Raw genomic sequence first — 18,513 nt, 5'->3', positions numbered from 1 at the left:
TTTACTTAAATAGCTGGCGGGGCGATCGCCTCTGTATTTTTAACCGTATTTTTCACCATAGTCACTTTCTCAGTGAGTTGGGGTGGCAGAAATTTTTAAGGGGATGGCACCTGAACTTTATCGGGAAAATAGATGATTCCGTTTTATCCATAATGACTGATACAATTACTGATAAAGTTATGGAAAAATTCCTGAACCATCTTAACTATAAAATCATATTAAAAGATAGGATATTTTTCGCGATTGCGTCTGGGTTTGTCAAGCTTTCCCATTGCATTGAGAATTAGGAATTGATAAATTACAATTGTTCCATTTCCAATTCAGACTTGAGCCAGTCAGCATGTCCGTTCTCAGTCATATCGAGAAATTCCTCAAGATTTTGGCAGCTTCCCGACTGCATATACTGACGGAACACACGATTGAGGCGTAGATTTTGGGAGAACTCCTCTATGGCTGCGCTGCGGATATCTTCAGTAAGATCAAGTTCCCCAGCATCCAGCAGTGCCAAAATTTTATGATAGGCTAGTTCGGCACTTTCAAAAGCTGTCGCTGATTGCGTCATAGAATTCTCACGCTTGTAGTATTGGTAAAGGGGCTGAGGATCGATTGCTATCTTTCCAACTCGGCTTAACAGCTCAAGATTGAACATAACGTCCGCAGCAAAGGGAACTTTAGTCCAACCTCGACCCAAAAATTTCCGGCGGAAAACTGGGAAAAAAGGCACACGAGGTTTGAGGATGTCGTCCGCCGTAGCAAAGGTAACCGTGGTGCGATCGCGGAAGGGACACTTGTACATAATTAGGTCAGTGTTGTACACGCCAGTGTTGTCGATTGCAGCACCATAGGTCATGGCCAGAGGAACCATTTCTGCTAGACGGTTTGCTTCATAGGCATCATCAGCATCTAGGTTGGCAATCACCTCCCCAGTAGAAATTGCTACCGCCGTGTTGCGGGCGGGACCGTCTCCACTGCCACACCCTCCTGTAAATGCTTGTTTCAATCGTGGATCGTTAATTCCTTGGCGAGATAGTAAGGATAAGTAGTCTACTCCATCGTCCGAACCGATCGCCACCTCCCAGTTTGAATAGGTCTGTGCTATAAGGCTTTTGATAGCTTGCGCGATTGTATTTTGGGCTTGGTATGCTGGAATAATAATGCTGACTAGGGGTTTATTTTTCTCAGGCATAGTTTTCTGACTCTATCGAAATTAAATCACTGAAAAGATTAAGGTTCATAGCTGGTTGCCTATTAATTATCACTATTAATTATCATATCAATTATCTCTGGTGATAGAACTTTCATGCCATTGCCCCAGAACCAAGTTGGATAAGGTGGTCAAGAGTACAAAAATCAAAATACCTAGACTACTAATCATAAACAAAGCAGCAAACATCCGGGGAATTTCGAGATTGTAGCCAGCAATTAGCATTTGATAAGCAATTCCTGAATTAGCACCGCCTGTACCGGCAACAAACTCAGCTACTATTGCTCCGATTAAGGCTAATCCACCACTGATACGTAATGCAGCTAAAAAATAGGGTAAAGCACTTGGTAATCGCAGATACAGCATTGTCTGCCAGCGAGATGCTTTGTAAAGCCGGAACAGGTCACTTAAGTTGGAATCGATACTATTTAAACCAAAAGTCGTATTAGAAATAATCGGGAAGAATGCTACAATCCAAGCACAAATTACCAAAGCAGCAAAGGTATTGTTCCTCAGCCAAATAATAATTAAAGGCGCGATCGCAGCAATAGGCATTGTTTGCAGAACGACTGCATAGGGATATAAGCTTTTTTCAATCCACTTACTCTGAGCCATTAACATGGCAATTAGCAAGCCTGAAACTGCTGCTGTTATAAAGGCCGCTACAGTGATTTTTATGGTGATCAGCAATGGCTGAAATAAACTGTTCCAGTCCCTAATTAATACCTTGATAATCAGCAAAGGACCTGGTAATATATAGGATGGCGTACTAGTCACTCGAACAGAGATATCCCACACCATCAACACCAGGATTCCCACTGCCACAGGGGCTATAATATCGATAGATAGCAAACGTTTCAATTTTAGCTTTGCCAGAACGAATGCTTTATTTTTTTTCATAAATAAAATTATTATATACCGTTTAATATAGCTGTAAAATTATAGCTGTAAAATTTATATTCATATTTTTGATAATCATAATTTATCAGTTATGTCTAAATAATAATTTATAAATTATCACTCATAATTCATCCCTTTTGACAACTGCTCAGCAACCTTCTGACAATATTTGGTATAAACTAAGGATGTACGAAACTGTTCGTTACGTGGTGATGGTTCATCAATAGTTATATCCGCCACTACTCGACCTGGACGAGCTGCCATTACTACCACCCGATTGGATAGATATACGGCTTCATAAATATTGTGAGTCACAAAAACCACAGTCCAGTGTTTCTTACTCCACAAATCAAGTAACTCCAGGTTCAGCTTAGTCCGGGTGATATCATCCAAGGCTCCAAAGGGCTCATCCATCAGCAATACCTTGGGAGAAGTAACAAGAGCTCTGGCAATAGAGACTCGCATTTTCATGCCACCGGAGAGTTGACGGGGATAGGATTGGGCAAAACTTTCCAGTCCAACTAATTGGAGCGCTTCTTTAATAGCATTATCAGCCACTTTTTTAGAGACCCCAGCCAATTTAAGAGGCAAACGAACATTTCCCATTACCGTTGCCCAAGGCATTAGTGCTGCTTCTTGGAAGACAAAAGCTATCTCCTTTTGGTGGGCGCGATCGCTCCATTCTATGTTTCCCGAACTCATAGTGCTTAGTCCAGCAATGATGCGTAGCAGGGTACTCTTGCCACATCCCGATGGTCCTACCAGACTGATGAATTCGGACTTATTGATGTTGAGATTTAGGTCTTTTAGCGCTACAGTACCATTGTCAAAAGTTTTATTGACATGGGTAAGAGAAATAGCTGGTTTTTGGTTCATCTATTGTCAGTTAGTAGCAATAGACTTCTTGCAGAAGTCGGAAGTAACAGGTAACAGCGGAAAAAAATTTATAAAAACAGTATCATAAAAATACTTTTGCAAGAGGTATAATCATTGCTTAAGAATCGGTTAATATTTGAACTTATCAATCTGGCTTGGCAAGACTAGATATAAATTAATCTATAATAACAATATCTAATTAACTTGGATATTAACATGTATATAACTAATATATAATGTTAACTAATTTTTTGTATAAAAATCTACTCCTTTATTGACAAATTCCAAGGTGTAGGCTTGTTTGTAATCAGTCTTTGCATCAAGTACACCAACCGTAACTAACTCATTGAACAAACTTTCCCAACGTTCATCGGTCATTGCCCCAATGCCAAGTTTTTCGGCATCGCCAGAGATGATAATACCATAGTCTTTAAGCTTATCCAGACCATAGGCAATGAGGTCATCCTTCATCTCTGGATTATCTTTTTTGATCAGCTCATTGGCTGGTTCGGGATTCTCTAGATAGCTATACCATCCTTTGATTGATGCATCAACAAATCGCTGAACCATATCGGGGTTAGTTTCAACGAGTTTCTTCGTGGTTTCAATGGTGAAAGTATAGGGATTATAACCAGCCTCTGCTAAGGATAATATATTGGGCTTAAAGCCTCCTTCTTTTTCTATAATGTATGGTTCAGAGGTCAAAATCCCCTGTTGGGCTGAATTTTTATCTACTAAAAAAGGGCTAACATTGAAGTTGTAGGGGCGTTTCTGGTCATCTGTAAAACCGTATTTTGCCTTGAGTAGGGGCCAATAGGTTGTGATAGCTCCAGGAGCCATAAAAATTGGTTTACCTTTTAATTGTGCCAGAGAGTCATTGCCTACCCCTGGATGAGCCAATAGAATTCGTATTTCTTTTTGGAAGATACTTGCTACAGTAATTTTGGGAATGCCTTGTTGCACTGCTCTAATAGCATCAACAGCCTGTCCCATACTTAAATCAACTACTCCCCCCAGTAATAATTGGGTGGGATTGCTCTGAGGACCTGTTGGTTGTATAATAACATCTAGGTCATAATTTTGATAAATGCCAGTAGCGACAGCCTGATAAAAACCACCGTATTCTGCTTCAGCTTTCCACCCCAAAGCAAATTTTATTTGATCTAATTTACCTTTTTTTTCTGTAGTTAATGGTGTAGAGGTTTGATTATTACAAGCTGCCAAAACACTACTACCAAGAGTGATGGAGCTAAGTTTAAGTAATTGGCGACGCTTAATTTTATAGATTTCTTTCATATAAAACTTCAACCGGCTAGAGCAGTAATTGAGATGATCTGGTTGTGGTGGTTTGAAATGGTGCAGCTTTAGGCAAACTAGAACGGTCTGGTAGGGAAAAACCTTGAGTTTGGTATAGGTTCGCGATTAGCAGCTTCTATGATAGTGCGTAATTTACCTAAGTTACTACCGATAGCGATCGCATTAAGCTGCTACTCCCTAAGCTGTACTCACTAAGCTGTACTCACTAAGCTGGTACTTTGTACTTGCCATTTTTTATAAGCTCACTATCACTTTCGCGTTTAAACCCCAACAAACACACTGATAGAAATAATACCATACTCGCTCTAATTAATTAAATATAATCATATAGCAATATAAAAATATTACAGTAGCCATGGCTTTTAAGCTAACACGCATCTAAATTGAATCTGTTCATCTTATGAAACAAACCATGAAACCCTCTCCCCACCTCCATTTCCCCATCTCCCCATCCGCCTCAACCCAAAAATTAAGTGCGTGACAGCTTAGGCAGGGGATTGAGGTAGGTTCTCGACGAAAGAGGGAGTTACAATGAACGTGACGGTTTTTTCTGACAGCCATGAGGAGTTATTAAGAAAATGGAAGTAAAACTGGTTTTAGTGGTACTAACAATTGCTTTTACTGCTTTGTGCCTGTTTTTTGGGACTAAGAACGGATTTTATGATTCAGACGATTATCACGGCAACGGCTCTGCACACTAAGCTTCCAGTATTTACTTTAGCGGTCAGCTGCTGAGCTTTCAAAAAGCCTTCATCGTTTAGCCTTGGAAAAATCCATGCATCTGGCATCAAAGCAGAGGCTAAAGTCTAGATGCTGACCGATCGCGAAGCGTGGCCAAAGGCCTTAGAGCGGGGAGTGTAAGGGGGCTCACGGGGGTTTTCCCAAGCCCCTGCCTTCTAGGGATCGGGAGTGTCAAAAAATTAAAATCCTCACTTAGAGGTTATAGGAACTTCGCCAGTCCATGCCTACTTAACTCCCTACTGTGGTGATGTTGTTGGCAGCCCTTATCCCCTCTTGACTCTGACCTCGAAAGAAGGGAAACTAGTTGAGAACTACCCACACCCACCCTAAGGGGTAGGGTGTGGGATTTTCATAGACTCCAGAGTGACCTATAGGGTATATCCAGCATACAAACCCCTCTAAATTGCTACGGAGTGACAACTCTACCACGTTTGTTTTGACTGGGGAAGAATCCGTTGAATTTTCCGTTCAAGGAAGATGCAGCCTTAGTAAAAATAGTTCCACCTTATTTTCCGTTGGCGATCGCCGATGCTGTCTGCCTCTTCCAAGGCTTAATCATTCACCCTTCCCTGATTAGTAAGACGTGGGTTAACGGAGCCAGATTAGCTAAAATTTAAGTTGAAGCTCATGAGCAATCAACGCCCAGTAGCATCCTCTGATCAGGATGACCGATTAACCTGCTTTCCTTACGGTGTTGGTCATGGTGCAGAAGGGGTTTGTTTGTTGGTGCAGATGGGGCCACACCGCATTCTCCTTGATTGTGGATTAGAAGACATTTCCCCCCTACAGATCGATGGGATACCACCAGCAGATTTAGTCCTGTGTAGCCACGCTCACTCAGACCATAGTCAGGGATTGCTGGCTCTTCACCAAACTTTTCCACAATTACCAATCTACGCCAGTGAGGTAACGACTCAACTATTACTACTCAACTGGCCGGAACTGCCTCCTGAGGATATTCTCCCATTTTGTCAAGCTCTCCCGTGGGTTACCCCTGTAGAATTCTGTGAGGGACTCACTGCTCAATTGTTCCCAGCTGGACACTTGCCAGGAGCAGCAGCATTTTTACTCACTTACACAACTCGCCATCGAACTTACCGACTGCTTTACACCGGTGACTTTTTCCTGTCTAACTCACGGCTGGTGGAGGGATTATCCCTTGAATCGCTCAGGGGGACACAGCCGGATGTGGTAATTGTAGAAGGCAGTTATGGCACTGCTCGACATCCCCATCGGCGGCAACAAGAAAATCAACTAGTAGAGCGTATTGAGCAGGCCATTGCTACCAATAACTCAGTTGTGTTGCCAGTGCCTACCTTAGGCCTAGGTCAAGAAATCCTGATGCTCCTGCGCTCTCATCACAACTTTACAGGACGCGACCTTGATATTTGGGTCAATGGAACCGTGGCTGCTGGTTGTAATGCTTACTTAGAACTGCTGTCTCACTTTCCCAGCTCAGTACAAAATTTTGCCAGACATCAAGCCTTGTTTTGGGATGAGCGGGTACGTCCTCGGGTGCGGCGGTTAGATCCCCAGCAGCGAGATGCTATCGGTAAATCTCCCTGTATTATCCTCACTGACTTAAACATAGATTGGAGGGAGTACTCGCAGCAAGAGAACCGTTCTTGGGTTGTCCTGCAACCGGAACATCTTAAATCTTTGGAGGATCTAACGGATGACTACGGATGGCTTAAGGTTGAAACTTATCTGCTGGCTCAACATGGGGATTGTCTGGGAACCACCCAGTTGATTCATAATCTTCGACCTCAACATGTGATTTTTGTTCACGGCTCCCCTACCTACCTAGCTGATCTTGCCGGTTTGGAAGAGTTACAAAATCGATATCACCTCCATACGCCAGCAGCAGGAACACTCGTAGAACTTCCCATTGGTGATACCTTTATCAGACCAGCTCTACCAACGGAAACGAACTATGAAGGAGAGTTGAATGAATTAGATACACTTGTCTATATCACTCTTTCAAGGGCGATCGCAACGGATCCTCGTTGGCAAAATTTCGCTGATACTGGTTTAGTAGAAGCCCGCTGGCAAGGAGAAGAACTGGTCTTGCGGGGATTGTCACAACGAGAACTACTCAAACAAGGGGGTAAAGCCAAGATACCAATTAATATCGAGTGTTGTGGTAATTGTCTATACCAAAGAGGCCAGCGCTGCTGGAATCCAGCCTCAGCTCTCTATGGTTTTAAAGTAACACTGGAGGGGTACTGTCCAGTTTTTGAACGGATAGAACCCCTTGAGTAACGAATAGTTAAGGGCAAATTGCTAGCTAGTTGTGAGTTATCAATTTGCCCTTAACAGTTGTCCATTAACAATGAACAATCTAGTCCTGATTTAAGTCTTGGGAGCGGGGGTGAATTTGTTCAGCCTCCGGACAATCATCAGAGACTATCGGATCAACATTACCTCGGAAAACAGAAGCTAGCTTGTGACTCACAGAGCCTATGCTTTCCAAGCGGACCATTTCTTCCCAGGAACTGATCTCATCCTCTTCGTCTGTTTCATAACGAATTGTGACTAAATCTCCCTCGATATCAACAATGCGGGCGTGTTCAATCCAACGTTGCTGATCCCGCAAGAAAACGCAGACCTCACGACCATCGCAGCAGAGTTGATAAATCTTGCGGTGTAGCATATTCGGCTTCTCCTGTTGCAGATAACTCTTCGTTTTACTGGTGAAGTAAGCGGTTGCTTGAACTCTCCCCGGTTTAAAAACACGGGGATTCTAAGCTGATGTTGCTACGCGGCTTGAAACCGCGCTTGGCGCGCTTTCCAATGGCGAATAAGATTCGCCTTGGGTCGCGCCTCTTCGCAACGCTTACGATATGACCTGGATAGAGACTCCAATCCATATCGTTGCGGCACGTTCAAAGATGCCCTACTGACCTTGGCTAGGTTGATTTCTAGCTGTGTCGCTACTTTTAGTAACGGGATAAATCCCGATACGCTCCACGCCCACCCTGGCGAGCAATCCCTCGCCAGGGTGGCTAACTCTCGCTCGTGGCTTTTCTGTTTCTTTAGAAACAACTTTCTTTTGACATACTTCCCACGAATATAATTGGCGGGATTCTCTCCATCATTGTGATGATGAGATACAATGGAAGGTTATAATAAACCTGAACCACCAGAGTAGGAATACTCCAGATCCTTTGTTTGTTGGCTCTGGCGACTAAAATACCATTTACTTGAGTAGTCGAGCCGCCATCAGCAGCAAAAATAAATTCCAAGAATTTAAAGGATTAGCAATAATTGTAGCTCACTCCTCGTATCCCCAGCCCTAAAGGGTAGGGGTTGGCTTGAAATCATTTTTGGTTAACTTAACATGGAATCAAGCGGGTTTGTCTATTCCTTGTTAAAGATTAAAATAGCTTAATAGTCTTTTATGTTCATTGCTTGAGAGTAAGGCATGCATTAGAAGCGAGCTTGAGTTTGAGTTGATCAACGCTGCTCATGTCATTGATTACTTTTTTTATGCATTGTTTTTATGCATTGTCTTGATGCAGAACGCGAGTTGGGGAAACCCCCTCAGGTCGGCGCTACATCCCTTAATTCACTAACCTACAGAGCCCTAACCCATTTCTCCTGCTTGCCAGCAATGGTGCTGTAGTCTTTAAGAGATGGTTTTTGGGGGTATGGTTACTCTATAGTTATTTGTAAACTTAGATTCCACTAGCATTCCTATCCAGAGAATGGAGTAAGAATTTCAAAAATACCCCAAGTTAAACATAGGGGATTATGAGCGGATGTTGCTCAAGCGGTTAAAAACCGGCTACTAGCAACGTTCACAGTAGGATTTGACTCATACTGCTGTGGTGGTTTAAACACACTAGAAACGACCTCAGCTCAAAAAGAGCTGTGCCGTTACCTTTAGTCTTGTTACCTGTTAGGTTTCTCACCGACTTGGCTATTTATAGGATACAACAGGATAAATCCTACTGCTTATTAACATCGGCCTGGATAAAGCCTTCTGATCCAAGAAGCCAACATTTTGGTAGGTGTCTAGAGGTTTGAAATACCAATCATTGTGACATAGTGACAGATCCTAAACTTATTCTAAAGAATTAGTTTAGGCTTGGCCTTTGGCCACGCTCCGCGAACGCAACCAATCCGGCTATTGCTGAGGAGGCGTTGCGCTTTAAGAACGGACTGCCGAGAGACGAAACCTTAGATAGGGTCGCCTTTATGGTTAGTCGGCTATGCATAAAAGGGTTAAAACTTTTTGATTAAGGCGACCCTATCTTACGGTAACTTCAAACCCTGCCGCTCTGTTTTCTTGGTCTTTTTTTTAAGACTGTTGTGCTGACAAACCAGCATTTAAGGCCGTAGGCCACGCTACGCGAACGGCTTTGTTTATCAGTACATATATTATAGCAATTCCATGCATAACCTGTGCAAAATGCATCCCACACTCATAGCGAAGCACTGAGATGTGGGGCTTGTTTTGCTGTAAGCAAACAAACCAGCATTCTCGGCTTTGCTTGCTAGTAAATAGAATATAACATTTTTAAAAAGACCCTGTGCAAAATTCATCCCACAAGAAAGCGCGAACGCGCACCCGTGGCCATTCCCGTAGCTTGGCCCCCATAGGGTGCCAAGGGTCGCCGATTTGGGGATTCTTTTGCCGAAAGCTAATCCCTGTAATTGCTTGGCACTAAGCATGAATTTTGAAAAAAAAACTGCCAATCTGCCAACCTGCCATCGGTCGCAGTCAGAGTCACTCAAAAATAGGCTCTTGCTGTGACCAAAAGTGCTTAGGCACTCAATAGATAAAGCTGATTTTAAATCGTAAGGGAGAAAAGCCAGTGTTTGAGATCGTACGCAGTCAAGACCAATACGAAACTTACATTCTCACTGACCACAATGCCCAGTCTCGATTAGAAGTGGTTCCTGAACGGGGTGCCATTGTCACTCGGTGGAATATCCAAGGTCAGGAGATTTTTTATCTTGATGCGGAACGCTTTAAAGATCCCAATCTGAGTGTACGGGGTGGCATTCCCATCCTCTTCCCCATCTGTGGAAACTTAGTTAATGATACTTATACATACCTTGGCAAAGACTATACTCTCAAACAACACGGCTTTGCCCGTAATTTGCCTTGGCAGGTGACTGATAGTGCAACGAATGACATGGCAGTGTTGACTCTCACCCTCAAGAGTAATGATCAAACTCGCTCTGTCTATCCCTTTGACTTCGAAGTTACCTTTACCTATCGATTAAAGGGTAACACCCTAGACATTGATCAGCGCTATACTAATCATTCCGCTGAACCGATGCCCTTTTCCACAGGTTTCCATCCCTACTTCTTGACGTCTGACAAAACTAAACTCGAGTTTGATATTCCTGCATCGGAGTATCAGGAGAAGCAAACTCAAGCAGTACATCCTTTCACTGGCAATTTTGATTTTAGCTGTGATGAAATTGATGTAGCGTTTGGGCAACTTAGTGATAAGAGTGCCAGTGTTACTGATCCCGAAAGGGGATTAGCGATCGCATTGACCTACACTGATGTTTTCTCGACGTTGGTCTTTTGGACAGTTCAAGGCAAGGACTTTTATTGCCTTGAACCTTGGAGTGCTCCCCGTAACGCTCTTAACACTGGGAAAAATTTAACTCACTTAGCTCCCGGAGAGAGTAGTGAGGCATCGGTGAGGCTAACGGCGAAATTTTTCTAAATTTCCCTAGACATTTCCTTATCAATGTGATATTCTTAGTAAAGGTATGTTTCAAAAAAGCTTACCGGGTCGCTAACTCAATGGTAGAGTACTCGGCTTTTAACCGATTAGTTCCGGGTTCGAGTCCCGGGCGACCCATTTTTAGCTAACTGTTAGTTAGCCGCATATGTCTATTGATACAAATTCTAGGTACTAGGTAGGTATTAGGTACTAGGTACAAGATGGGCAGTTGACCGCCTCTGTGCTTTAAGAGGGATACTTCCTGGGCTTGTCAGAACCCGCACTCGCCAACGAACCTTAAATTCTTGATCCCATCAGAAAGCTTAGGAGCTCTTCTCAAAACTCTTAGCAAAACTACCTATACTTTACTGTTTATCCAGATTTTTACTAGGGGTGCTTGGGGATTATTTTCTAGATTTGGTAATTTTTGTCAAGTTTTATAGACTAAGCTTTGTCTAGATGATCTGATCAAGAAATTTGAATAAAAGCTGCAAAATATCTTAAGATTATCTAAAGAATTAACCTGTCTTGATGCAGTCGCTCATGGGGGAAACCCCCAAGACCTCGCTGCATCGCTGTCTAGAAGCAACTAGATTGACATGTCTGGACTGGCGATTCTGTTCACGAGTCACTAGGGAGTGTCAGACGTGAGGCTTCTCGCCGGAATAGCTAACAAACAAAGTTAGGAGGAATATAATATGGCACTTGTACCCATGCGGCTACTGTTGGATCACGCAGCTGAGAACGGCTACGGGATTCCAGCATACAACGTTAACAACATGGAACAAATCCTGTCTATCATGCAGGCTGCTGAAGAAGCGGATAGTCCGGTAATCTTACAAGCTTCTCGTGGTGCCCGCAAATATGCAGGTGAGAACTTCCTCCGCCATCTGGTCACAGCAGCGGTGGAATCCTACCCTCATATTCCCATTGCCATGCACCAAGACCATGGCAATAGCCCAGCCACCTGCTATTCGGCAATTCGTAACGGCTTCACCAGTGTGATGATGGATGGCTCCTTGGAAGCTGATGCTAAGACTCCAGCCAGCTTCGATTACAACGTCAGTGTTACTGCCGAAGTAGTAAAAGTTGCCCATGCTATCGGTGTTAGTGTTGAAGGGGAACTGGGTTGCCTAGGTTCACTCGAAACCGGTAAAGGTGACAAAGAAGATGGTCACGGATTTGAAGGAACTCTGAGTCGCGACCAACTATTGACCGACCCCGACGAAGCAGTTGAATTTGTTGAGCGCACCCAAGTTGATGCTCTAGCTGTAGCTATTGGTACTAGCCACGGTGCTTACAAGTTCACCCGCAAGCCGACTGGAGAAATTCTTGCCATTAGTCGCATTGAAGAAATTCATAAGCGTTTGCCTAACACTCACTTGGTGATGCACGGTTCTTCCTCTGTGCCTCAAGAGTGGCTTGACATGATCAACCAGTACGGTGGTTCTATTCCTGAAACCTATGGTGTACCCCTTGAAGAAATTCAAAAGGGTATTAAGAGCGGTGTTCGTAAGGTTAACATCGACACAGACAACCGCTTGGCTATCACTGCTGCTATCCGGGAAGCTGCTGCCAAAGATCCTTCTAACTTTGACCCCCGTCACTTCCTCAAGCCTTCTATCAAGTATATGAAGCAGGTTTGCTTGAAGCGTTACGAAGCCTTTGGTACTGCTGGTAATGCTAGCAAGATCAAGCAAGCGACTATCGATGTTTTTGCAACTAAGTATGCCAACGGTGAGTTAAGTGCTGTGGCGAAAAAGGCTGTAACTGCCTAGTTTCTAACGCTTCACAGGAAAACCTTTGCTGTTTTGGTGAACCAAAAACAAGCAGAATTATTTGGGTAGCTGTTAAAGTTACCCAATTTTTTGTTATTAGTGATTAGTTATTAGAAAATTTGCTATTTTAAGACACCTACAGCTGTCTTTGATACTCTTCGAGAATATCGATTAGATCCATCTGACACTGCATGGGTAGCAAATCTGCTAGGGGAACTTGCCGTTTACCACCACCTAGCTTGACCTGAATGCTTTGCAGGATTGGCATCATCTGGTCTTCTGTGATTGTATTAGTGTTATCGATTAGTAGGGGATAAAATTGTTCAGCCAAAGTGGTATGTAGATGGGCATCCCTAAGGTAGAGATGCCATTTGGCTACATCAATATATACCTTGTCGCCAATTTCAGCAGCGAGAGTTTCAATTGCTTCTGTAGAAGTTGGATTAGCCATGGTAATTAGCTGTTTCTAATTAATTACATGTTGGGATATCTAAGGTATAACTAAAGTTGATGGTTGAAAGTTGAAAGTTGAAAGTTTAACTAAAGTTTATTTGCTGGCTTTCTGTTAACCGTCAACAGTTAACCGTCAACAGTTAACCGTCAACAGTTAACCGTCAACAGTTAACCGTCAACAGTTAACCGTCAACAGTCAAGAAAAAATCAATTACTACAATTATCTTCGGTGATTTCATCCTTGAGGGGATTCGGTTGGAGGTTCTTGAGTAGGCAGGGGGGTATAGTTTGCGATCGCAAATATATAAACCCCATGTCCTACTAAAATCAATCCCCACAGACCAGTAAACCAGTATGCCCAAGTCCATTGAGCATACTGTATAGTTCTGAAGAACCACACTCCGGAATTACAAGCAGCAAAAATTGCCACATGTACAGCAAAGTTCATGCGGTCATCTAGACGACGGTAGGCTGGATCACGTCGGTCAGGTTTACGAGGCCAACGAGGAGGCATAGATATTTGTCAGTTTTTAGTTGTGTAACGGCTTGGTCTGATACCAACCCTAGTCAGTTAATTTAATTTTAGAACCTAATGTTGGATTGAAGATGATCCGAACCAAACAGTTTGTTCCCTTAAATATTGCAGTCATGACGGTGTCCGATTCCCGTACCGAAGCCACGGATAAGTCGGGTAAGCTGCTGGTTGAGAGTTTAACCCAGGCGGGGCATCACTTAGCGGAAAAGGTTATTGTTCCAGACAACATCTACAAAATCCGTGAGGTGGTTTCCCGATGGATTGCTGATGAATCGGTACAGGTAGTGTTGACTACAGGAGGAACTGGTGTTACAGGTCGAGATGGTACACCAGAAGCGATTCAACCCCTGCTGGATAAGGAAATCCAGGGCTTTGGTGAAATTTTCCGCATGATTTCCTACCAAGAGATTAAGACTTCTACTATCCAATCTCGTGCCCTGGCTGGTGTGGCTAACGGAACATACATCTTTTGTCTGCCAGGATCTTCTGGAGCTTGTCGGACAGGTTGGGAGCAGATTATCAAAGAGCAACTCGATTTGGGCAATTCCCCCTGTAATCTCGTGGAACTGATGCCACGTTTGCGAGAAACCTAATCTTAGCCATAGATTTCCTGTTGAAAGGGTAATGGTTAACTGAGTGCTGAGCGTGCTGAGTGCGGAGAGTGCTAAGTGCTGATCCAACTTAACTTGAGATCATTCCTTAACTTAGCAATCGCCTGATATTTGGTAATCCCCGGATTTACCTCCGGTCTTACTCAACAGGCGAATCGATTCAATCGCGATAGACTTTTCCAACGCTTTGGCCATATCGTAAAGGGTCAAAGCCGCAACAGAAACTGCTGTTAGTGCTTCCATTTCGACACCAGTTTCAGCTTTAGTAGTCACAGATGCCTGAATCTGGTATCCCGGTAGTTGGGGGTCAGGTTCGACTTGAACTTCGATCTTGTGTAGGGGCAAGGGATGACACAGAGGAATCAGTTGGGAAGTTTGCTTTGCTGCGATAATCCCAGCCAGCCTAGCGGTTCCTAAGACATCACCCTTGGGGGCATTACCAGCTTGGATGGTGTTGAAGGTTGTGGTTTTCATCCGTACCTGAGCAGCGGCTACTGCCTGACGTTTGGTAAGCTCTTTGCCAGAAACATCGACCATCTGAGCTTGACCTTGACTATCGAGATGGGATAGCGAGCGATTGATTTCCACAAGAGTATTGCAAAATTTTTGATCTATGTGTTATGATAAGTAACTGTTGAGCCACAGAAAAGTGGCAGCAGTTAAGGGCTTGTAGCTCAGTGGACTAGAGCACGTGGCTACGGACCACGGTGTCGGGGGTTCGAATCCCTCCTAGCCCGTTTACTAAGCTAAGGCATTCTAGTGTCTATAGCATATAAATCCCGTTCACGACCGATGGAGAATCTGAGGGAACGGGATAAATTTTTGTTGGACTGGGTCATAAAGATAATCAGTGCCAAAAATGCTATACCAGCACTACAGGAGAAAATTCCTCGATATCCTAACAGGTCGGCGACATAACCAAAGATCGGCCCAGCTAGGCCAATCCCTAAATCAAACCCACTAATGCAGACAGCGAATACCTGACCCCGTTCGTCAGCAGAGGAGCGGTCAGCCATCAAAGCAGTCATCATCGGTATGAATAATCCAGTGCCAGCTCCTTCTAATAAACCAGCTAGTAAAAATCCAACTTCCGTATCAGCCTGGGAAATCATCAACATTGAGATGATATAGCAAACCACACTAACGGTGATAAAAAGTCCTCGTCCATACCGATCAGATGCCTGACCAGTTAATGCACGAATCACGAAACTAGCGATCGCAGCAGCTGTGAAAAACAATCCTGGATTGAGATTAATACCAGTCTCTCGAATAAACAGAGAGACAAAGCTAACTTTTGTTCCAAATACTATACCGAACAACAGCATTACCAAAGCTGGAATTCCAAGAGCAGGGCTGGTTAACAACTGCCATAGTTTGACCAATAGCTGCCAAATCGAGTTTAACCAAGATTTTGATTGTTCCTGCTCAGGTCTAGCAGACCTAATTGGTTCACGAATCTGACTCCCTAACAGCACACCCAGCCCACCTAGAGCCGCAGACACTAAGAATAAAACAGTGTAGCTAACCTCTTGTTGTAGAAAACCCCCCAGCGCTGGTCCGAGACCTAAACCAATCGATGTTGCCAAACTCATGTAACCAATTAACTCACCCCGCTTCTCAACAGGGGACAAATCGGTGACTAGAGCCAAATAACCGATGGTAAAGGCTGCAATACTGATGCCATGAAACATTCGCACCAGCATCAACAGGCTAATCGACTGGGTAAATAGATAGCCCAAAGGCGCTAGAGCTACAGCGCTAGTACCAATAATTACTACCAGCTTGCGACCGCGCAGGTCTGCCATACGCCCCAGTGGGTTTCTAAACAGCAACAGACCAATGGCAAAGCAACCCATTACTAGCCCCACCTGTTGCTTGGTTCCACCCACGTCTTGAATATATTGCGGCAGGGTTGGCAACAAAGACGATAGGCTTGACCAAAATAGTAGACCAACAGTAAATAAAATCAGCAAACTTTGACGTTGCTGCCCTTCCAGGGTCTGAAAAACTTTCACGCGCTCTATAATCCTGACCAAACTGGCACTTGAGATAGTTAGATCACATCCGATTGAATAATCATCATAGTCCTTATGGGGTAATCAGTATTTGCCCTTTGGCTGATGGGTAATTGTCAATTACCCATCAGCCAAAGGGCTAACATCCAACAATCCAGGAACTATTTGGGAAGTGATTAACCGGACTTAATATTACTTCTCTAGTTTACTCTTCTTAACATTTTGCCCAGAGGCTTAGACAGGGTGATGGGGTGATCGGCGTTGGGGGAAGAATATTACAACCGGTTTTTGTTCACAAATTAATTAGGATTGCGATGCTCTGAAAGAGCCGCTACGCGAACGCAGCAATAACTAAGCTCAAGCTTGGCTACTGGTAGCGCATAATGTAGCGCTCAGTATTATCAGAAAAGTATTCCCGAAAGCGTTTTTAGAAGGGATAGCGGTCTTGCTGTGATTAACTTTACAGGTTTTACTTTATCAAAGATAATTTTGACGGAGCCTGTGGCTTACGGGAAACGTCACCATTTTGACTATTTTATTTAACAGTTCACGAGCCTCTAATAATCGATTTTCTAGCCCAGTCTTTAGTATTCTCAAGGTAAGTCACCAGCATTTTCCATTCTCTAGCTTCTTTTGTCAAATCCTTAACATTGCTCAGGTAGACTAGAGTAATGCGGCGCTCTTCGTTATCAGAACAAAGCTCTAAAATCGTTTTGTATAGCTTTTGCCAATGGTCTAACCAGTTATCTTCAGTGGGATCAAAAATTGCCTCGAACAAATTACTCCATAATAACTCAATAGTTTTAATAGTTTTGAGATTTTCCTCGGTAGGCTTATCCCAGCCTACATGGCGCTGACGTAATACTTTAATAGGTGGGGGATTTTCACTCATAGACAGCCAATTTACTCTTCATCTTTGGAGCTACATTCCTAGAATTCCCTAAATGCTGTCTTAACGTCACAGTTTTACAAAAGGTGCGCTTGCCGTTGGTGCGCCTCCACGCGAATTTAATAATTAGATGCGGAAAGGGCACCTAATATCAAAAATTCCTCCCACTTTAGCAAAGAATAGGAGGAATACCTTAGCTTCTTTTGCCGGAAGCTAATTTAACGGTCTACTGACCCCATAATGATGTCAATACTACCGAGAATCGCCATAATATCGGCAACTTTGACTCCTGTGAGGATATGGGGCAGAATCTGTAAGTTATTGAAATCGGGTGCACGAATCTTCCAACGCCAAGGAAAGACATTATCATCACCAATAATGAAAATTCCTAGTTCTCCTTTACCAGACTCAAGACGGACATAGTGTTCGCCCTTGGGAATCTTGAAGGTAGGGGCAATTTTCTTGCCCATGAACTGATAATCGAAGTCGTTCCACTGGGATTTGCGGCCCTCTGCCATCCTCTTGGCTTCTAGGTTTTCGTAAGGACCACCAGGAAGTCCTTTTAATGCTTGACGGATAATCTTAACTGACTCCCGCATTTCCCTAATCCGCACCACATACCGGGCAAAACAATCACCCCCGGTTTCCCAGTGTACTTCCCAATCGAAGTCGTCGTAGCATTCGTAGTGGTCAACTTTGCGTAAGTCCCACTTGACTCCAGAACCTCGTAGCATTGGGCCAGAAAGTCCCCAGTTAATGGCTTCATCCCGACTAATGGTACCGATACCTTCAACTCGACGGCGGAAGATAGGGTTGTTGGTGATTAACCGTTCGTACTCATCAACTTTAGGGTCAAAGTAGTCACAGAAGTCTTCGCACTTATCTATCCATCCATAGGGTAGGTCAACCGCAACTCCACCAATACGGAAGTAGTTGTTGTTAATTAACCGTTGTCCAGTGGCAGCTTCCCATAGGTCATAAATCATCTCCCTTTCCCGGAAGATATAGAAGAATGGGGTTTGGGCACCTACATCTGCTAGGAATGGTCCAAGCCACAGCAGGTGATTGGCAATCCGATTCAACTCCAGCATGATCACACGGATGTAGCTGGCACGTTTGGGTACCGGAATATCTGCTAATTTCTCTGGGGCATTGACTGTAATTGCCTCGTTGAACATCCCTGCTGCATAGTCCCATCGGCTCACGTAAGGGACATACATGATGTTAGTGCGATTCTCGGCAATTTTCTCCATGCCTCGATGCAGGTAGCCAATTACCGGCTCACAATCTATCACATCCTCCCCATCCAGGGTGACAATTAAGCGGAGAACGCCGTGCATGGAGGGATGGTGGGGACCCATGTTGATCACCATGGGTTCGGTTCTGGTCTCGATCTTTGCCATATTTTGATTAATTGCCCCAACTTTTAGCTGCTAGCTGTTAGCCGCTAGCTATTAGCTTACCAAAACAGAGGCAGGAAGGTAGTCTATCTTGTTTGCCAGAA

16 protein-coding genes and 2 tRNA genes are annotated in these 18,513 nt (G+C 43.8%); 7 read left to right on the top strand and 11 right to left on the bottom strand.

From position 1 onward, the window contains the following. Positions 1-298 precede the first annotated feature (298 nt). The 4 genes from F6K51_RS11415 to F6K51_RS11400 form a co-directional block, all read right to left on the bottom strand. Positions 299-1,186, bottom strand: a complete 888-nt coding sequence (locus F6K51_RS11415; RefSeq protein WP_293020393.1) for a glycosyltransferase family 2 protein — start codon at positions 1,184-1,186, stop codon at positions 299-301. An 87-nt stretch (positions 1,187-1,273) separates the two neighbouring features. Beyond that, positions 1,274-2,104, bottom strand: coding sequence for an ABC transporter permease (locus F6K51_RS11410; RefSeq protein ID WP_293020392.1), 831 nt, complete (start codon positions 2,102-2,104; stop codon positions 1,274-1,276). Between the two features lie 117 nt (positions 2,105-2,221). Continuing rightward, positions 2,222-2,980: an ABC transporter ATP-binding protein gene (locus F6K51_RS11405; protein ID WP_293020391.1), complete on the bottom strand. Its 759-nt coding sequence runs from the start codon at positions 2,978-2,980 to the stop codon at positions 2,222-2,224. Between the two features lie 243 nt (positions 2,981-3,223). Then, positions 3,224-4,276 (bottom strand): ABC transporter substrate-binding protein, encoded by a 1,053-nt coding sequence (locus tag F6K51_RS11400; protein WP_293020390.1) that lies wholly within the window; start codon positions 4,274-4,276, stop codon positions 3,224-3,226. A gap of 1,217 nt (positions 4,277-5,493) precedes the next feature. On the opposite strand from F6K51_RS11400, the gene F6K51_RS11395 reads away from it, so the two are divergent. Continuing rightward, positions 5,494-5,655: a hypothetical protein gene (locus F6K51_RS11395; RefSeq protein ID WP_158516950.1), complete on the top strand. Its 162-nt coding sequence runs from the start codon at positions 5,494-5,496 to the stop codon at positions 5,653-5,655. 10 nt (positions 5,656-5,665) lie between these two features. Further along, the gene (locus F6K51_RS11390) at positions 5,666-7,300 is read left to right on the top strand and encodes an MBL fold metallo-hydrolase (RefSeq protein WP_293020387.1); all 1,635 of its coding nucleotides are present in this window, start codon (positions 5,666-5,668) and stop codon (positions 7,298-7,300) included. Positions 7,301-7,379: 79 nt separating this feature from the next. On the opposite strand, the gene F6K51_RS11385 is transcribed toward F6K51_RS11390, so the two are convergent. Continuing rightward, positions 7,380-7,691, bottom strand: a complete 312-nt coding sequence (locus F6K51_RS11385; protein WP_008182036.1) for a DUF6679 family protein — start codon at positions 7,689-7,691, stop codon at positions 7,380-7,382. 2,167 nt (positions 7,692-9,858) lie between these two features. On the opposite strand from F6K51_RS11385, the gene F6K51_RS11380 reads away from it, so the two are divergent. The 3 genes from F6K51_RS11380 (at position 9,859) to fba (ending at position 12,506) form a co-directional block, all read left to right on the top strand. Beyond that, complete coding sequence (locus F6K51_RS11380) at positions 9,859-10,728, top strand: aldose epimerase (RefSeq protein ID WP_293020385.1); 870 nt, start codon at positions 9,859-9,861, stop codon at positions 10,726-10,728. A 66-nt stretch (positions 10,729-10,794) separates the two neighbouring features. Then, positions 10,795-10,866: transfer RNA gene (locus F6K51_RS11375), tRNA-Lys, on the top strand. 560 nt (positions 10,867-11,426) lie between these two features. Next, positions 11,427-12,506, top strand: coding sequence for a class II fructose-bisphosphate aldolase (fba, locus tag F6K51_RS11370; protein ID WP_070390956.1), 1,080 nt, complete (start codon positions 11,427-11,429; stop codon positions 12,504-12,506). Between the two features lie 136 nt (positions 12,507-12,642). Here fba and F6K51_RS11365 read toward each other — a convergent pair whose 3' ends face one another. Continuing rightward, complete coding sequence (locus F6K51_RS11365) at positions 12,643-12,957, bottom strand: DUF3181 family protein (protein ID WP_071103773.1); 315 nt, start codon at positions 12,955-12,957, stop codon at positions 12,643-12,645. Between the two features lie 237 nt (positions 12,958-13,194). After that, positions 13,195-13,473 (bottom strand): 2TM domain-containing protein, encoded by a 279-nt coding sequence (locus F6K51_RS11360; RefSeq protein ID WP_070390954.1) that lies wholly within the window; start codon positions 13,471-13,473, stop codon positions 13,195-13,197. 92 nt (positions 13,474-13,565) lie between these two features. Here F6K51_RS11360 and moaB point away from each other — a divergent pair, with 92 nt between their 5' ends. Continuing rightward, positions 13,566-14,087, top strand: coding sequence for a molybdenum cofactor biosynthesis protein B (gene moaB / locus F6K51_RS11355; RefSeq protein ID WP_364301162.1), 522 nt, complete (start codon positions 13,566-13,568; stop codon positions 14,085-14,087). Positions 14,088-14,198: 111 nt separating this feature from the next. On the opposite strand, the gene moaC is transcribed toward moaB, so the two are convergent. Next, on the bottom strand, positions 14,199-14,693 hold the full coding sequence (moaC, locus tag F6K51_RS11350; protein ID WP_293020379.1) for a cyclic pyranopterin monophosphate synthase MoaC: 495 nt from the start codon (positions 14,691-14,693) through the stop codon (positions 14,199-14,201). A 75-nt stretch (positions 14,694-14,768) separates the two neighbouring features. Between moaC and F6K51_RS11345 the strand changes: the two genes are divergently transcribed. Then, positions 14,769-14,842 (top strand) — tRNA-Arg (locus tag F6K51_RS11345). Between the two features lie 9 nt (positions 14,843-14,851). Here the strand turns inward: F6K51_RS11345 and F6K51_RS11340 are convergent. From F6K51_RS11340 to F6K51_RS11330, 3 genes are all read right to left on the bottom strand, one after another. Next, positions 14,852-16,120 (bottom strand): MFS transporter, encoded by a 1,269-nt coding sequence (locus F6K51_RS11340; RefSeq protein ID WP_293020378.1) that lies wholly within the window; start codon positions 16,118-16,120, stop codon positions 14,852-14,854. A 547-nt stretch (positions 16,121-16,667) separates the two neighbouring features. Continuing rightward, positions 16,668-17,012 carry a hypothetical protein gene (locus F6K51_RS11335; RefSeq protein ID WP_293020376.1) on the bottom strand — a complete coding sequence of 115 codons (345 nt, stop codon included), beginning with the start codon at positions 17,010-17,012 and terminating at the stop codon, positions 16,668-16,670. Between the two features lie 215 nt (positions 17,013-17,227). Beyond that, on the bottom strand, positions 17,228-18,412 hold the full coding sequence (locus F6K51_RS11330) for an NAD(P)H-quinone oxidoreductase subunit H (RefSeq protein WP_293020374.1): 1,185 nt from the start codon (positions 18,410-18,412) through the stop codon (positions 17,228-17,230). Positions 18,413-18,513: the final 101 nt, after the last annotated feature.

This window comes from Moorena sp. SIO3I8, assembly GCF_010692325.1.
Taxonomy (GTDB): Bacteria; Cyanobacteriota; Cyanobacteriia; order Cyanobacteriales; family Coleofasciculaceae; genus Moorena.
The sequence above is the reverse complement of the archived record's forward strand: the minus strand, read 5'-3'. Positions and strand labels throughout refer to the sequence as shown.